Origin of the sequence: Kitasatospora sp. NPDC004745 (genome assembly GCF_042873275.1) — a bacterium.
GTDB lineage: Bacteria > Actinomycetota > Actinomycetes > Streptomycetales > Streptomycetaceae > Kitasatospora.
Genome location: NZ_JBIALK010000015.1, coordinates 95,012 through 110,797, shown reverse-complemented (window position 1 = coordinate 110,797; position 15,786 = coordinate 95,012). Strand labels below are relative to the sequence as shown.

Genomic DNA, 15,786 nt, shown 5'->3' with positions numbered 1-15,786 from the left:
TGAGTGCGCCGTGTTTGGTGTTGCCGGATCGTCTGCTGGTGGGGTTGGCAACAGCGCGTTCGCTGTGTTTGCGGGGAGTGACGAGGCCGGCAGCAGGGGTGTTCGGGGTGTGCGAAGGCTCTTCGCCAGGGGAGGGGCGCGGGCTGAGCACCGGAGATTGCGTTTCGTTGACCCGCGGGAGTTCGATCGGTCAGGCGATCCGGACGGATTCGATGCGATTCGGAAAGTGTTCCAGCTCACCTCCGCCATCCGCGGTCTGCACCTGGCCGCTGACCGCGAACTTGAAGCGGGCGCGCTCCAGGGCGGCGAACGCGCGGAGCGCCTGCGGAACGATCCGCCGCCAGCGGCACGACGCCCGGCTGCAGCAGCGGCTCGCCACCGGTGATCACGATGATCGGCTCGGTGCCCTCCAATGCCCACGCGGCAAGGTCCTCCACCGCCCACCAGGACGATTCCGTGGTCAGGTTGAACCGGCGGGTATCCCAGGTCTCCGGGGTGTCGCACCAGCCGCATGTCAGGTTGCAGCAGCAGCGGACGAAGGCGGCCCGCCGGCCGGTCGACGGCCCCTCGCCCTGCACGGTGTTGCGGAACTTCTCCGTGATGCGCAGCCGCGGCGGCAGCTTGGGGCGGGTGCTCTCCGTCTCGGACACCCGGACCGCGAGCGGGTACCCGACGGACCCGCTGAGGCCCTTGGCGGTGAGCCAGCCAGCCAGGTGCGCCGCAAGCAGTTCGGACGTCGGGTTGAAGTCCAGGATCCGGTTGAGGACCTGGTGGTGGAGCGTTGACCGGATGTGGTCGGTCAGCCCGTCCGGGACGGGGAGCAGGCCGCCGAGCGGGCCGGGAAGGGTGACGGCGTAGGCGTGGCCGTGACGGCGCCCGCACTTGTGCCCGACGGCGAGCCCCTCCAGCCAGTGGGTGGCCGGGAAGTGGACCGCGGCAAGTCCAGCGGGTACGGCCGTGCGGCCGGTCAGCAGCCGCACGTCCGCCAGCTGGCTGCGTGCCGGTTGCGGCAGGTGGGTGCGTGCGCAGGCGAGCAGGTGGTGGCGGATGGCCTCGTCGCTCGGGTCGGCCAGAACGTCGGAGAGGTCGCGGTGATCCAGGGCGTGGTCGATGTGCTCCTGCAGCGCGAAGAGGTCGCCGAAGTCGGTGACGAACCCGGTGCCGGTGAGCCGGTCCGCCGACAGGATGACCTCGGCCGTCATCGAGTTGCCGGCCTCGATGCCCCGGACGGTCCGGGTGGCCTCGAAGCGCATGAGCTTGCCGATCGTGTAGGTGCCCATGTCCCTCACACCCCCGTCCGCGCGGCGGCGTACTCGCGTCCACCTGTCGCAGGCCTACACCCTGCTCGGGCGTACGGCGGACGCCTTCCGGGAGCAGCAGAGTGCTCTGGCCCTCACCACGAGCGCGTCCGTGATGACGCGTGCCCTGCTGGCCCTGGACGAGGCCGCCTGCCGCCGGATCGAGGGCGACCACGACGCTGCCGCAGACCCGGCGGCCAGAGTCTGGACCGACCTGCCGGTCCTGCACCGCAGCGGCCTCGTGCGCTCCCGAGCCACTGTTCTCCAGCTCGCCCTCGCCGGGCGGGCCGCCGATCACCTGGCCCAGGCTCTGGCCGCCTGAGGCGAACCCCGCACCGAGACGGAGCCTCCTGCTTGGCAAGGATACGAACGTCACAACTGCTTCCCTCCCCGATGCCACCCAACGGACGACAGCGCCCCTCGCGGATGCAAGGGGCCACCAGGCCGGCCGAGGCCCACCTCGACCGGCCCCGTTGCCCGTGTCCAGCGCCTGATGGCGCTCTCTGAATCTGGCTCCGACCGGAGTTCCGTGAAACCGGGATGACCTCACCCGTCGCGATGGCGAATACTCACATCATGCAGGCCTTCCCCATGAACCCGGATCGGCTCGAATCGCCCGTGCAGCTCATGGACGACGCGGGCACCGCGTGGCAGCTCCGGAAGAAGCGAGTCGATCTTCGCGCTGTGAGCCGGCTGATGAAGGACGACGCCGTGACCGTCGTACTCGGAGAGAGCGGCGGGACTCGCCCCCGGCTTGTCTCCGATGGCGAGCGCCCGACGCTCTGGGGCAAGGTCAAGGATGATTACAAGGGGCCCAACGGCGGCCGGATGGCAGGACGCTACCTCGCGCACGAGTTCCGTGCGGATGCCGACCGCCGCATGCTCTACCTGGAGGAGCACTGCTGACAGCGGGACGGTCACGCTCGTACGAGGACCCGGATGCGGAGAAGCCGGAATGAGGGCCGGCCGTATAAGGCTCGCTTGATCGTTTTGACCCTATCTACGTTGCCCTCGACCTTGCCGGAGCTCAATTCGAGGGTGAGGCCAGCGGTGACGGCGCCGAGGTCCTGGCGGAGGAAGCCGGCGAACGAGCTGCAGGAACTCGCGGTAGCGCCGCAGTGCCCGGTCGGTGGCACCCGGCTGTACGTAAAAGCTGTCGCTCAGGTACTCGACCCGGCGCACAGCCAGGCTCGCCCCGGCGGACAGTCCGTGAATCCGGAGCGGAGGGACCGGCCCCCAGACGCGGGAGACCGGTCGTTCAGCGCGCAGCGCGCGTGGCCGTCTACGCGGCATCGGCCTTTCGACACATGATCACGGAGCGATGATGCCAGGCAGGGCTACCCTGCCGCACCCGGATTCCGACCTCCGCAGCCGCCCGCGCGGAACTGCGAGGGCAGTCACGGGACAACCCTTACCGGAACCGGAGACCAGGCCCTGGCCTGAGACTCCGGTCCGCCGCGTTGCCGTCCTGCAGTGCGGCCCGCCTCTCGAACATCTCCCGGCACCCCGGAACTGACCGGCCACCCCGGCCGACGGCCGTCCGGGTGCCGGCCCCGCAATCCGCGGGCCCGGCACCCGGGCGTTGACCTTCTCGGGGTCGCTGCGCACCCTATCCGGTGCCACCGACGATCCGTGCGGCCGGATCGGTCGGCGGCGCGATCACCAGGGCGTCCAGCGCCGCCTGGGTCCGGCCCTTGTCGTCCTTCCCGGCCCGGCGCAGGCCGGCCTTCGCGTACTTCTCCACCATGGCGGTGGACTTCCAGTCCCCGGTGATGACCAGGATCTCCGCCGGGCTGTAGCCCTGGGCGGCGAGGTCGGCCGGCACTCCGGCGCGCAGCCCGTGGCTGGTGGCGTCCGGGGCGTCGAAGCCCGGGGTGCGCGCGACCATCCGCTTGAGTGCCCGGTTCACGGACGCAGCGGTCATCCCGATACCGGAGGCCGGGACGGGCACCAGCTCTCCCCACTGCGTGATGCCGCGCAGCAGCGGTATCTCCGGTGCGGCCTGGCCGAGCTCGGCGAGCAGGGAGATGTAGGTGCGCACCACGGAGATCGCCAGCGGGTCGCGGACGGTGTACTCGCGGCCGGTGGACCAGCGGTCGTTCTTGCTGGTGCGCTTGCCGGCGACCATCTGCTCGGTACCGTCCTCGAGGTGCTCGAAGGCGATGGAGTCGATCCGGTAGGCGGCCTGCTCGCTGCGGCGGGCCCGGGTGCGGTACCCGAGATGCAGGATCGTCAGGTCCCGCCACCGGGCCAATGGCACACCCGGGGTCACCCCCTCCTGCAGCCGGGCGACCCGGGCCGCGTCGACCGGCGGGCTCGACCTCGGCGTGCGCCGCGCGCGGGCGTGCTCGCCAGCCTGCTTGCGGATCAGCTCGGAGGCCGCCTTCTTCGGCGGCCAGTTTTCGAAGCCCGCCCGGGCGTTGCGGTCGCGGACCGCGGCCATCGCCAGCCGCAGCGAACTCACCGGCGCGCCCGTCCCGGCCGCCGTGGCGGCGCAGGTGAGAGAGGTAGGAGACCATGGTCGCCTCGCTGGTGCGCGGCCCCGGTCGCCGTCCGTTGGCCATGCACCAGCGGGCGAAGTACAGCCACTGCTCGTCGTAGGTCTGGCTGGTGCGCTGCGGCCGGGCGTCCGCGATGTCCGCGGCCGCCTCCTCGGTCAGCACGTCGTCCTGGCCGCCGTCGGTCAGCGCGAACTGCACGAGCAGCTGGTCGTCGTCCTCGACGAGTTCGGCGTCCACCACTTCGCCGGCGAGCACCGGCAGGTTGGCCGCGCTCACCGCTCGTCCCGCCCGGTGAGCGACCACGCCCCGTCCTCTGCGGCCATCGTCCGGCCGCAGCCCGCGCACACCGCGGTCGGCCGCAGGTCGTTCACGGTGGTCGTCTCGACCGGCCGGTGCCCGGCCCAGCCGCCCGTACGACGTACGGCGTCTGTCAGGACGGTGCCGGGTTCTCGCTGGCACTCGTCCACGGGGTGAGGCTGTTCGAGGGCGAGGTACACGGCGTTCCCTTTCCGGGCAGACCGCCGGCCCGGGCCCAGCACGGCGGACGGACCCAGCGTAGGAGCGGGTGCTGACGCCCGTGCAGACGGCCTATCTGTGCCGGGCATTGTGTCGCGCCCCCTAAATCAAGTTAGAGGACGCGATGCAGAGGTCGATACGTAAGAGGGCGCTCGGACAGAGGTCGGCGTTTATAGACCGTCTGTGACGGTTATTTGTGTTCAGGCGCCTGCGGTGCGATGGTGTCTGCCATGAAGATCACGATCACCGTGGAGAATCCGACTCCCGAGGCGCTCGGGAAGCTGCTCGCCCTCGCCGCCATGCCGGCCGCCGTCGTGACCGCGGTGCCCGACGACCGCTGGACGCCGGAGCGGGCGCGCTCGTACTACGACCGCCTGCCGCCCCGCGCCCAGCAGATCCTGCTCCAGGTAATCCAAGGCGAGGGCGAGTGCGCCGCCGAGGAGTTGAGGGCGAACGGTCGGAGCCTGCGGGGATCCACCGGCGCGTTCAGGCGGGTGCTCTCCGAGGGCCAGCGGACCGGCCTCTGGCCTGACGGATTGCCCGTCCCGTTGGTGTCCCATCTCGTCGGCGGGCAGCTCAAGAAGCTTGAGATGCCGGGTTGCGGCACCGATCGGTATCCGCATCCTGCGTTTGAAAAGGGACTGCGCGATCTGCTGTCAAACGGTCGCTGACGACCTGCTTTGACGGGCGCTCCCTGTTCAGAATTATTTTCGGTAGGACCGGGCACACTGTCGGTCGCACACGGGAAGAGGGGTTCTGGATCCAACGAGACGGGGCGGTCCCTGCCTACCCCCGCGGGCGCGAGGCGAACCGCTGGCGGTAGACCGCGGCGCGCCTGCTGCGGCCGACCTCCGCGGGCGCGGGGAGGACCCGCTCACCCGTGCGATGCCCGAGAAGGATTATGGCTGATCCCCGCGCGTGTGGGGAGGACCTCTGGGATCCATCATGCCGTAGGCGTGCGGAAGCCTACGGCCGAAGGTGCGGGGAGAACGCCGGTGGTTCGCGACCGTCGCTGGTGTTGGCTGGCTGACCTTCGCGGGTGCAGGAGGACGCCGAAAACGCACCGCCGAAAGGTGTGGCTACGGCGGACCCCCGCGGGTGCAGGGAGGACGACGGGGCGTCGCGGGAATTCGTGTGCGGGATTGGCTGACCCCCGCAGGTGCGGGGAGGGCCGCAGCAGGCCCATGCCCGGCGCGCTGCGTCCGGCTGACCCCGGCGGGTGCGGGTAGGACCATCGACGGGCGACGGCGTCCACGACCGCGGACGGCTGACCCCCGCAGGTGCGGGGAGGACTCATCTGCCTGTTCATCGACACCGGCGTGCGCTGGCTGACCCCCGCAGGTGCGGGGAGGACGAACTCATGCGCCTTGGCTGTGACCCCAAGAGCGGCTGACCCCCGCAGGTGCGGGGAGGACGAACCCCGACCTTCTCGACAGCTCGCGCGAACCGGCTGACCCCCGCAGGTGCGGGGAGGACACAATGCCGAAGCCAGCGGCGAGCCCGAGGGCCGGCTGACCCCCACAGGTGCGGGGAGGACGACGCCCTGATGCAGAGCCAGAGCGCCTGAGACGGCTGACCCCCGCAGGTGCGGGGAGGACTCCGCGGCGATGTCGTCGCGGGCGGCGATGCGCGGCTGACCCCCGCAGGTGCGGGGAGGACCGCGCCCCCGGCGCCCCGGGCGCCCGGATCGGTGGCTGACCCCCGCAGGTGCGGGGAGGACGCGAACACCAGCATCACCGCCAACACTCGAGTCGGCTGACCCCCGCAGGTGCGGGGAGGACGACACCAGCGCCACCCTCGACGACAGCGGGCACGGCTGACCCCCGCAGGTGCGGGGAGGACAAGACCGCCGACGAGAACGGCGGCCGGATGACCGGCTGACCCCCGCAGGTGCGGGGAGGACCCTGCCCGCGTACCGGCCGGGACCGGGGCCGGCGGCTGACCCCCGCAGGTGCGGGGAGGACGCCAGGAACTCCGCTCGATCGAACCGTGCGACCGGCTGACCCCCGCAGGTGCGGGGAGGACCCTTCGCGACCTGGGACGATGCGGAGGCTTTGCTATTTCTTTGCCGAGCTCGTATGTGCCCGCTGGGTCGACCTCAACGGCGCATGTGAGCTGTTGAGGTGTCAAAGAGCTTGAGTCACATCCTATGCGCGGTGCCGATGGCGGACTGAGGTCGACAATGTGGAGCACGCCGGTATCCAGGAGCGTCGCAGCGGGGTGTCGAGTGCTGGCGGTGGAAGCAGGGCCGCCTCCGGCGGAGGGGCTCACGGTCCGTGCCGCTTCCGCCGCCCTGGTCGGTCTTCGTCGCTTGCTTGGCGCGGTGTCGGGCTGGTGTCACTGCGCCGATCACGGAAGTCCGGCTGCCGCCGGATCCGGGCCTTGACGGCCCTTTCCGTGCTCGTCCGTTCCCGTGGCTGGCCGCCGATCGCCGCCGCGTAATCAGCTTGCTTGTCATGTTGGTTGCTCGGGATCCCGGGGAGGGCCGTGCGCTCTGTTGGGCGGGCCCGCGGGTGCGGCGAACGGTCTCGAACGGTGGTGGAATGAGGGCGCCCGAACTTACGCGTCAGAGGTCGGGTCGGCGACGTCCGCTGAAGCAGCTGGCATGGACGCCGGTGGTGCCTGGGCGAGCGTGTGGGTGATGGCCTCGAATTCGGCGAGCGCCGCCCGCAGGTTCTGCGCGATCTCGGCTGCGATGACCTCGGGCGGACTGTCGTCCGACGGGGTCGGCTGCGCGATCGGGCAGAGCAGGTCGAGGTTGGTGTCGTCCCGATTGATCAGCTCCTCGTAGGTGAAGCGTGCGAAGCGGCCGTCCGGGGTCTCCGTGCGGGAGGCGCGGTCGCCGGGGCGCAGGGCCTCGAGGACGCCGGTCAGGTCCTCCGCTCGCAGCGGGCGCTCTGTCGGGTGGAACGAGTGGCCGGTGCGCAGGTCGTAGACCCACAGGTGTGTGGTGGCGGGTGTGCCCGAGGGCGACTGCGGCTTGGTGAAGTGCAGGACGTTGGTACGGACCCCTGGCACGCTGTGGAAGATCCCCGTAGGCAGCCTGATGAGCGTGTGGAGGTCGAAGTCGCGCAGCAGTAGCCGCCGTACCGCCTCCGCGGGGCCGCTTCCGAACAGAACGCCGTCCGGCAGTATCACCGCCGCCCTGCCGCCGGGGGTCAGGACCGACATGACGTGCTGGAGGTGGTTGAGGGCCTTGTCGCGGGTCCGGACGGCGAAGTCGGGGCGTTCCGGTGGGGTTCCGAGCATTCCGAACGGCGGATTGCTGAGCACGACGTCGGCCTGGGTGAAGCGGCGCGCGTCGAACGGGTCGGTGCTGGTGACGTGGACCGGGCCGCCGTACCAGCCGGTGTCCCGCAGGAGCAGGTTGGCGCCGGCCAGGCGGCTCGCGGGGGACGCCTCGTTGCCTTCGAGGCGGCGTTCGGTCGACGGCGGCAACACGGTGTCGGGGTGCTGCTCGCGGATGTGGCGTAGCGCGGCGACGAGGAAGCCGCCTGTTCCGCACGCGGGATCGGCGATGCTGTCCGCCGGGCCCGGTCCCGCGAGACGCACGAGGGTGTCGACGAGGAAGCGCGGAATATGGTGTGGGCTGCTTCTCCGGGTGTCCTGGACGGCGAGGTCGAACAGGGCTTCCAGGACATCACCCTCCTCCTCGCTCCCGTCGGGACCCGGGGTGAGGCCCTCCTCCAGGTCGTCGATCAGCTCCCGGAGCACGAGTGGGTCGGTGACGGCCCCGCGCGCGTCGGCGAGCACGCGCCCGAGTGCGGTGTCGGGCCGGTTGCCGAGTCCTTTCAGGATCCGCTCGTACACCTCGGGCAGATCGCCGTCCGGAGCAGCACGGAGGGTGGTCCAGGCGCCGGACGCGGCGGCGAGTTCCGGGTCGGCCGGGTGCCCGGGACTAGATGGCGTCGGTCGGTCGGCCCGCTTGAGCAGGAGCAGGTGGGAGATCGTCTCGAGGAACATCCAGCCGGGGACGCCGTCCTCGCGCAGCCGCTCGTACCGGCCCCATAGCCGGTCAGTCAGAGCCTTCGGCGGTTCCGCCTCCTCGAGCGGCAGGGACGGGTCGGTGGGGCGGCTGCTGCTCATCGGAAGTCGAACTCCTGCTGCTCGTAGCCGGTCTCGGGGAACCTCGTCGGCTCGTCGGCCTGGGTGGGATCGTCGGCGGTCCCGTGGCCGGTGAGCCGTCCGGACAACGCATGGGCGAGGATGGCCAGCCGCAGCTCCGGACCGGACCGGCGGGCGTCGGCGACGAGCGCGCGTGTGGCGTTCACGTGCTCCCTCCAGACCTCCGCCGCCCGGACGAGCCGTTCCTGGACGGGCAGGGCGGGAACGGGGACGGTGACGGCCTTGACGTCCTCGAGGCGGACGGAGAGGCTGCCCGTCGTGCCCCTGACCTGGTCCTGGAGGCGGCGGCGGATAGCGGGGGCGTTCCAGACGAGCTCGAGGAACCGCGGAAGGAGCCGCGAGCCGGGCCGGATGCGGACGAGGTGGTTCTGGTACAGGGCACCGGCGAGCTCGCCGTGCCAGAGGGCGGCCTGGCCGATGCGTTCGAGGCTGCCGTTCTGCCGGACGACCAGGAGGTCACCGGCTTCGACGAGGTGGTGGCGCACGGAGTCGACGGCGTGCACGGGGATGGTGACCTGGCGGACGTCACCGAGCGTCAGGGCCTCGCGCGCGACGTTCGCGACGCCGAGGTACGGATGCGAGGATCCCGTCTCCGCGGCTTTGGGCGTGCGCAGCCCCGCGGTGACCTCGGCGACCTCGGCGATCGGCGACAGCGGTCCGGTGGGGGGAGCTTCGGTGGGGCCGTCGGCGGTGACGTCCTCGGTGAGACGTCCGGTGACCACGGCGTTCAGGACGCTGTCCCACAGGCGGGGAAGCCCCTGATTCGCGGCGTTGTGGGCCGCCTCGCCCGCGTCGAGACGACCCAGCAACTCGTCCAGGGCGTCGGCGACGCGCCGTTGCTCGGCCAGCGGCGGCACCGGGACGCGCCACTCCCGGACGGCGGTGGAGCCCAGATGCTTGAGCCCGGTGGCGCCCCTGGCGCGGCGGCCGAACTCGCCGCGCAACGCGTCGTAGGAGAGGGCGTGACAGAGGTAGCGGGGGTCCACCCCGGGGACCGGCCGGACGCGGATGAGACCGCTGTGGAACGAGCAGTCCTCGATCTCGCCGTTCCACAGCACCGGACGGCCGATGCGCTCGACGCTCCCGGAGGCCTCGGCCAGGAGGACGTCGCCCGGGCGCAGGTCGTACCGGCGGGACTGTTCCCGGGTCAGTTCCGTGGTCGAGACCTTCGTGAGGTCGAGGGCGCCCCAGCCGAGGTTGGAGCACCTCAGCTGGCGCCGCGTCAGCGTGCTGGGGACCCGCGCACGGGTGGCGCCCCGGCCGGGCTGGACCGTGGCGATCGCGTCGACCCGGCGCAGGGCCCAGCCGGGCGGCAGCGGCAGAGCGGGGGACAACCGGTTCTCGCTTCCCATCGTGGGCCGTCCGGGGGCGGCCCGGCGGGCGTCGTCGGTCATCGGGGGCTCAGATCTTCTGGAGACCGAGATCGGCGAAGAGCCGTCGGGTCGCCGGGTCGACCGAGTACAGCACCGTGCCGCGGATGGAACGCGTCATGAGGACGCCGTAGGCGTTGCGGATGGCCCGGGCGAGCTCCTCGTCGGACCGTATCCGGTCGGCCTTGCTCAGTACGTGCTCACGGTGCACCACCCACGCGCCGTCCTCCCAGGTGAGGTCCGGCCCCATGATCACACCGCCCCATTCGAACTCCAGCCCCTGCGCGGTGTGGACACAACCGATCTGCCCGAAGCCCCCGGGGTCCGTCGCCCAGTACTTGCGCTTCGGGACCCCCGGAGTCTTGTGATCGTCCCCGGCGTTCCACGGACGGGCCCACCCCTCGTCCGGCGCGACCTCCGGCACCGTGCCGGTCGGATCGGTCCATGGCCAGCACATGCCCGCACTCATCCGAGCACTGGCACCATCCTCCTGCCGGGCGTGCAGGAACCCCTCCATCTCGCCCGCACTCTCGGCGTAGTACAGCTGGAACGGCTCCGGATCCGGACCGTCGTCGGGGTTCCACGAGATAGGGGAGCCGGCCATGAGCGGCTGCACCCAGGCGTCGTACGTCGCACTCCCGACGGCACGGAGCACCCGGTCCAGCGTGATCGGGACGACCTCCGCCCCGAGACGCTTGATCTCCTCGACGAGCGCCTCCGGAGACCACACCTCCTCGGCGAACAGCCGTTGGTCACCGTCGACGAAGAACACCGGCACCCGTGCCCGGGAGACGATCACCTCGACCGACGACTCACCGGGACGCATGTGGAAGGAACCCCGCATCGGGCGCTCCGACAACCGGTGCGCCTCGTCGCACAGGATGACGTCGAGCTCGTCCACCGCCCGGTCGTCGGCGACCTTGCTCAGTGTCGTGAACGCACCGCGCCGGCCCGGCGCCGCGCGCCGGAAGGTGTCACGCGAGGCGATCCCCCCGGACACGAAGGCGGCCCGGTAGCCCTCGGACAGCGCGTCTCCCAGCAACGTCAGAGCGACGAGCGACTTGCCGCTGCCCGCCCGGCCGCTCACCACGTAGACCTTCTTCGCACCGGGTGCGGAAGCGGTACGGACGGACTCCATCACGTCGTTCACCGCGCGCAGCTGGTTCTCCACCAGGCTGAAGCGGGTGTGGCCGTCGATGATCGCGCCGATTTCGTCGGTGAGGAGCGTCTCCGAACGGCGGCGGTCCAGGAGGGTCTGGGCCGCCTCGGCACCGGACTCCGGGGCGAAGTTGGCCTCGAGGAACTTCCGCAGGTCGGCGGGCCGGCGGGCCGTGAACGTCGGGATGCCCGGGCACGGCGCGACGTTGCCGATCCACTGCGCGTCCGGGCGCTTGAGGTTGTGCAGGTAGGAGGCGCCCACGAGGTTCACGTAGCGGCTGTCGAACATGCTGTGGTGCTTCCGGAGCGCGACCACGTTGTCCTGTACCTGGACGGCCGGATGCTTCTTGTGCCTCTCGTAGTCCGGGACGAAGACGCGGTCGACCGCGCACTGCGCGCACAGCCCGTTCCCGCCGCCGGAGCGGCATGACACGCAGAGCCCCTTGGGCCTGTCCGCCCGGGGACGCTCGACGGTGTTCCACTGCTTGAGCTCGATCGCGGCGAAGCTCAGCCCACCCGACGGGTGGCAGCCGGCGAGCACGACGTCGATCGGGTTCATGCCGGGGTCGACGCGGTACTCGACGAACATCCACACCTGACCGCGCCCGAGGTCGGTCAGGACGGTCGCCAGCTCGTAGAGGCTCTCCCGCCACGACGTCACATCGCCCGTCGACGGGTCCTTCCCCTCGGGGTGGGCCTCCCGGTAGCACTGCTCGATCTTCCCGACCAACGCCAGCCGGTTGCGCACCAGCTCTTCGGCAGGCCAGTACGCCTCCAACGCGCCCCACACGGCCCCGCTCGCCATCCCCTGATCCACTCCCCCGATGGCCGGCCGGACCCCGTCGCGGCCCGACAGCTCTTACCGACATCGCATCGCTTCGCGTGCAGAGCCCGTCATCGCCGGTATCGGTCGACGGCGAACTTGACGGCCACCGAGTATCCCAGCGCCGGACAGGATCGACAAGGAATTACCGATCGACATCGCGGGAGCGTCGTTCGACGACCTGCAGGACTTCCGTCGCGGTCCGTCCGACACGCAGTCCGCGGCGAGCGCGGGCGGGCGGTGCGGCGGCGCAGACGCCGTCGGGACGCCGAGCCGGCGACGCGCCTCGGACACGCCAGGGCCACGATCCCGACGCAGCCGCCGGTCCGACGAGCGCGGGCGCGCACCAGCACCAGGACGAGAGCGGCACCGCTGCCGGGCCGCCCGACCACCGACACCACCACCGACGGCCCCTGCAGAACGAGCCGTCAGGATCACATGCTGCAACGGACGCATCGGCGTTCAACTACCCGCTGCCGGACTCCGACATGGTCCGACATGGTCCGACATGATCTGACACGGGACGGCCACGCGGTCCAAGCTCAGTTCGGGCCGTGTCCTGGAGACGGTCAGCGAGTGGTCGATCTTCGCCCAGTGGCTGACCGAGCGCGAGATCACCACCTTGTCGGGGGTGACGGCTCGAGGACCTGGCCGATTTCGCCGCCTTGGCGCGCCGCCGCCCCGCCACCCCGCCGACGGGGATTACCAGGGCCGACACGGCGACCGTCCGGCGCTTCTGACGTCACAGCCGGCCGCCCGGATCGGCTTCGGGACGACTGCTGTCGGACCCGCATGCGATCGTCTGCGGAGGGGGGCTGACGCACGCGCTGGTGTGGAGAGGACGGAGAGGCACGATGACGGGCTGGGCCGGTGTGACCTGGGAAAGCTGGCGCGACCACGGCGACATCCGAGCGCGGCTCGACGCGGGTGCTGACCCGGACGAGTGGGATGGGGGTCACCCTCTTCACCGGGCGGCGGGGTTCGGCTCCCCCGAGGTGGTGGCCGAACTGGCGGGCCGTGTCTCGGACGTGGACGCGCTGGAGTACGGGACGACGGCGCTGTGGGGGGCCGTCATGGAGGACCGGCCGGACAACGCCCGGGCCCTCGTGGCCGCCGGTGCCGATCCCTGGCAGCCCCAGCTTGGCGGCTGGTCGCCGGGCCGCCTCGCCCTGGCCGGGCCGGTCCCCGACCTGTTCGCCGTCCCCGACGAGGAACCCGGCCTGACGGCAGCCGAGCAGGCCACCGTCCAGCGCGGTCGACAACTCGTCGAGGCCCTGGGCCGTTTCCACTACGAGGGCACCGGCCTCGCCTGCATCGCCGGCATCGACGCCGCCGAGGCGATCCGCCGCCTGGACGCGGCGCCGGCGGACGAGGAGTCCATGGCGGACTTCCTCGACGACCCGTACGAGTACTCCATGGACGAGAGCCTGCTCATCGCCGGCGTCACAACCGTTCCCGGCGGATGCATCGTCACCCAGCCCTGGGGCTACACCCCGTCCACCCCGGGTGCGATGGCCCGCCTGACCACCGGTACGTTCGGCTACGGCCTCTATGCCAACCCCAAGAGCGGCAATCAGGGCAGCATCGTCCGCAACAGCACCGTAGAAGCATCGGACCTCCACCCCGGCGGCGGCCCCCGCCCTGACGACACCCCTGAGGAGGTCCTGGCCGGCTACCTCTACCGCCATCACGCCGTCGCCTACGCCTGCGCCTTCGCGGGCCTCCGACCCACCAGCGCCCGCGCCGTCACCGGCCCCGCCGACACCTGGGTCCGTCTGCCCGACCTCGACTACTGGAAGCGCTGACCCACCGCGGGCGCCGTATGGCAGCCACACGGCGGAGGCCCCGCAGGATCGAGATGAAGCGCGGCACAACGAACTTGGCGGGGCGACAGCCTCCCGCACCGAGAGCCGGTGCCCGAGCTGTAGCCATGAGCACGCGGCGGCACCGTCAAGCGGTGAGTGCGTGGGCTTGGTGGGACCGGGCGGTCGCCTCGTCGTATGGTGCGCCGGTCTTGAGGCGACCGTGCAGGACGCCGACGAATCGGTTGGCGAGTCGGCGCAGGGCGGCGTCGGATTCGATGCCGCGGGCTCGTTGCTTCTCGTGGTAGGCCCTGGCACCGGGGGAGAGCCGGAGTGCGGAGAAGGCTTGGGCGGTCGGGGCGACGGTCTGTAGCCGTCACTCCGGGGCCAAGAGACACCGTCCTGGACACGCGTGGTTTGCCCCGGCCGAGACGGACGAGCTTCCGATAGTGCCCGGCATCCGGAAGCGGCTTACCGACTGGCGCCGGGGAGTGCTCCCCGTGGTCCGCCGACTTGTACGGCTCGGTCCGTCACAGGACGGCCGCACGGCCTACCCGGACAGCCTTGCCCTGCTGATCTGCCGTCCTCCACGCCGTGGCCCAGCGTGCCGACCGGGTGACAGAGGTCGGGCTGGTCGGCAACGCCCAGGCCGCGGCCGAGACCTGCGCGACCGCAGCCGCGCGTCTCCCGGCCGCGACTGTCGAGAACGGCGCGACGCGTCTGTGGCCGACCGGCGAGAGGACGTCCTGGGGGCGCCCTTCCTGCTTTTTGGGCACGTCGATGTGGGCAGACCGAGGTGGGTCGGACGGTCGGGGGCGTCTCGACGGTCCGAGGCGGTGCTACAACGCCCGACGGGCTCTCACGATCGGTACGCGGCGTCGTGATACCCGCGCAGTCGGGGGCCACGGATCGCGGGCAGCCCGACCAGGGTGCCCGCGAAGGCGCCGTGGTGGGGTTCCAGGGGGTGCCAGGGGCGGGATCGCAGTGGGTAGTCGTCGCGCAGGACGCCCTCCGGGAGCCCCCCTGTGGCGGGCGTCGGCGAGCTCTCCCCGGGGCCGGTGAGGTACGCCCAGACCCCGCTGTCCAGTGGCACCACCGTCGCCTCGCGGTCGGGCGGGCGCCACGGCTCGCCCGTGCCGGGGTGGCGGGGGACGAGGAGGACGTCGGGGTGGGGCCGGGGCGCGGGGACGCCCGGGCCGGCCAACCCCACCGAGCGGGCGTCGGGCCCGGGTGGGAGGTAGCAGGCCACGGCATGGCCGAGCAGTTCCATGACGGGACCGGCCGGGAGGGTCACCGGGTGGTTCCCGGTTGCCGCCACGAGGTGGGCCAGCGCGACACCGATCGCGGCCTCCCAACGGCGGCTCCACGACCCGTCGGGTTCGACGGGCGGGACGCGGTGGTCGGCGCGTCCCACGTCCGCCCAATCGGGCAGCGGGGCAGCCGGGAGCCCCGAGGGACGGCGAACGACGGCGTCGGGCTCCAGCCACACCGTCTGCCACGAACCGCAGTCGTCGATCCGGGTCGCCACGGCCCGCCCGCACCCCGCACAGGCCAGGTTGGGTCCGGCCCGGCCGTCCACACCCCGGCAGTAGCCCTCGCACTTCTCCAGGACCAGGGTCATAGACCGGGAGTCACCGGGCGCGATGACGATCCTGCCTCGCGCGCCGAAGGAGACGGAGTACACCGGCGCATACACTCCCTGCCGGGCGGCCGCCTCCTCTCCGACCTCCTGCCACAACCGCCAGGGCGGTCCGGTGGGCTGCGGGTCGACGGCGTACGTCGCCGGCTCCATCAGCGGAGGATGCAGCTCCTCCCAGGCACCGTGGTGGGTGTGGACGGGTAGGGCGACCCGGGACACCGGCGCCGTCAGGTCGGTGCGGCACCCGGCACACGCGAACACGTCCAAACAAGCTCCCCTCGCTGCGGTTCCCCGGGATTGTGCCTCGCTCGCGGCGGACGATCCATCGGATTCCGCAGCGCCCCCGGAATGTCCAGCGTGTGTTTCCGGGCCGACGACGCGAACCGCCGAACCTGGCCTCACATTGAGCCGTCGCCGACAGCAGGTGCGGGGAGGACGCCGTATCGCCGTCGAAGAAGCCGTCCTGAACGGCTGACTGCGGCGCTTACGGCGCACAACGCGCCCGACAGCACGCCCGGGCGTGCGGCTGCCCGCCGCAGCCGTTCACGGCCCGC

11 protein-coding genes and 1 CRISPR repeat array are annotated in these 15,786 nt (G+C 71.6%); of the genes, 4 read left to right on the top strand and 7 right to left on the bottom strand.

The genetic code is table 11. The annotated features are described in order from the left end of the window. Positions 1 to 236: 236 nt before the first annotated feature. Positions 237 to 1,280, bottom strand: a complete 1,044-nt coding sequence (locus tag ACFYUY_RS23675; protein WP_387903317.1) for a 6-carboxytetrahydropterin synthase — start codon at positions 1,278 to 1,280, stop codon at positions 237 to 239. On the opposite strand from ACFYUY_RS23675, the gene ACFYUY_RS23670 reads away from it, so the two are divergent. Then, positions 1,279 to 1,620 carry a hypothetical protein gene (locus ACFYUY_RS23670; protein ID WP_387903314.1) on the top strand — a complete coding sequence of 114 codons (342 nt, stop codon included), beginning with the start codon at positions 1,279 to 1,281 and terminating at the stop codon, positions 1,618 to 1,620. The two genes, ACFYUY_RS23675 and ACFYUY_RS23670, sit on opposite strands and share 2 nt — an antisense overlap. A gap of 254 nt (positions 1,621 to 1,874) precedes the next feature. Continuing rightward, complete coding sequence (locus ACFYUY_RS23665) at positions 1,875 to 2,204, top strand: hypothetical protein (RefSeq protein WP_387903311.1); 330 nt, start codon at positions 1,875 to 1,877, stop codon at positions 2,202 to 2,204. A gap of 703 nt (positions 2,205 to 2,907) precedes the next feature. Here ACFYUY_RS23665 and ACFYUY_RS23660 read toward each other — a convergent pair. Further along, positions 2,908 to 3,762 carry a hypothetical protein gene (locus ACFYUY_RS23660; protein ID WP_387903308.1) on the bottom strand — a complete coding sequence of 285 codons (855 nt, stop codon included), beginning with the start codon at positions 3,760 to 3,762 and terminating at the stop codon, positions 2,908 to 2,910. A gap of 309 nt (positions 3,763 to 4,071) precedes the next feature. Continuing rightward, positions 4,072 to 4,266 (bottom strand): hypothetical protein, encoded by a 195-nt coding sequence (locus ACFYUY_RS23655; RefSeq protein ID WP_387903305.1) that lies wholly within the window; start codon positions 4,264 to 4,266, stop codon positions 4,072 to 4,074. 279 nt (positions 4,267 to 4,545) lie between these two features. On the opposite strand from ACFYUY_RS23655, the gene ACFYUY_RS23650 reads away from it, so the two are divergent. After that, entirely contained in the window at positions 4,546 to 4,986 is a 441-nt protein-coding gene (locus ACFYUY_RS23650; RefSeq protein WP_387903303.1) for a hypothetical protein, read from the top strand. Positions 4,987 to 5,338: 352 nt separating this feature from the next. Beyond that, positions 5,339 to 6,340: a CRISPR direct-repeat array (repeat unit 28 nt; unit sequence GGCTGACCCCCGCAGGTGCGGGGAGGAC). A 534-nt stretch (positions 6,341 to 6,874) separates the two neighbouring features. Here ACFYUY_RS23650 and ACFYUY_RS23645 read toward each other — a convergent pair. Genes ACFYUY_RS23645 through ACFYUY_RS23635 form a run of 3 tightly spaced genes read right to left on the bottom strand, consistent with a single transcriptional unit; the run spans position 6,875 to position 11,773 of the window. After that, positions 6,875 to 8,401, bottom strand: a complete 1,527-nt coding sequence (locus ACFYUY_RS23645) for a class I SAM-dependent DNA methyltransferase (RefSeq protein WP_387903300.1) — start codon at positions 8,399 to 8,401, stop codon at positions 6,875 to 6,877. Beyond that, a complete protein-coding gene (locus ACFYUY_RS23640) occupies positions 8,398 to 9,834 on the bottom strand; it encodes a restriction endonuclease subunit S (RefSeq protein WP_387903296.1) in 1,437 nt (478 codons plus the stop codon). The genes ACFYUY_RS23645 and ACFYUY_RS23640 overlap by 4 nt, the downstream gene beginning before the upstream one ends. Positions 9,835 to 9,841: 7 nt before the next feature. Next, positions 9,842 to 11,773 carry a DNA/RNA helicase domain-containing protein gene (locus tag ACFYUY_RS23635; RefSeq protein ID WP_387903294.1) on the bottom strand — a complete coding sequence of 644 codons (1,932 nt, stop codon included), beginning with the start codon at positions 11,771 to 11,773 and terminating at the stop codon, positions 9,842 to 9,844. A gap of 872 nt (positions 11,774 to 12,645) precedes the next feature. Here ACFYUY_RS23635 and ACFYUY_RS23630 point away from each other — a divergent pair. Continuing rightward, a complete protein-coding gene (locus tag ACFYUY_RS23630) occupies positions 12,646 to 13,596 on the top strand; it encodes an ankyrin repeat domain-containing protein (protein WP_387903291.1) in 951 nt (316 codons plus the stop codon). Positions 13,597 to 14,452: 856 nt separating this feature from the next. Here ACFYUY_RS23630 and ACFYUY_RS23625 read toward each other — a convergent pair. Then, positions 14,453 to 15,499 (bottom strand): hypothetical protein, encoded by a 1,047-nt coding sequence (locus tag ACFYUY_RS23625; RefSeq protein WP_387903288.1) that lies wholly within the window; start codon positions 15,497 to 15,499, stop codon positions 14,453 to 14,455. Positions 15,500 to 15,786 lie beyond the last annotated feature (287 nt).

What these genes read in the sequence shown, in the direction of transcription:
- ACFYUY_RS23670 (WP_387903314.1), top strand. Translation starts at nt 1,279, where the DNA reads ATGTCCCTCACACCCCCGTCCGCGCGGCGGCGTACTCGCGTCCACCTG.
- ACFYUY_RS23675 (WP_387903317.1), bottom strand. Translation starts at nt 1,280, where the DNA reads ATGGGCACCTACACGATCGGCAAGCTCATGCGCTTCGAGGCCACCCGG.
- ACFYUY_RS23665 (WP_387903311.1), top strand. Translation starts at nt 1,875, where the DNA reads ATGCAGGCCTTCCCCATGAACCCGGATCGGCTCGAATCGCCCGTGCAG.
- ACFYUY_RS23650 (WP_387903303.1), top strand. Translation starts at nt 4,546, where the DNA reads ATGAAGATCACGATCACCGTGGAGAATCCGACTCCCGAGGCGCTCGGG.
- ACFYUY_RS23645 (WP_387903300.1), bottom strand. Translation starts at nt 8,401, where the DNA reads ATGAGCAGCAGCCGCCCCACCGACCCGTCCCTGCCGCTCGAGGAGGCG.
- ACFYUY_RS23640 (WP_387903296.1), bottom strand. Translation starts at nt 9,834, where the DNA reads ATGACCGACGACGCCCGCCGGGCCGCCCCCGGACGGCCCACGATGGGA.
- ACFYUY_RS23635 (WP_387903294.1), bottom strand. Translation starts at nt 11,773, where the DNA reads ATGGCGAGCGGGGCCGTGTGGGGCGCGTTGGAGGCGTACTGGCCTGCC.
- ACFYUY_RS23630 (WP_387903291.1), top strand. Translation starts at nt 12,646, where the DNA reads ATGACGGGCTGGGCCGGTGTGACCTGGGAAAGCTGGCGCGACCACGGC.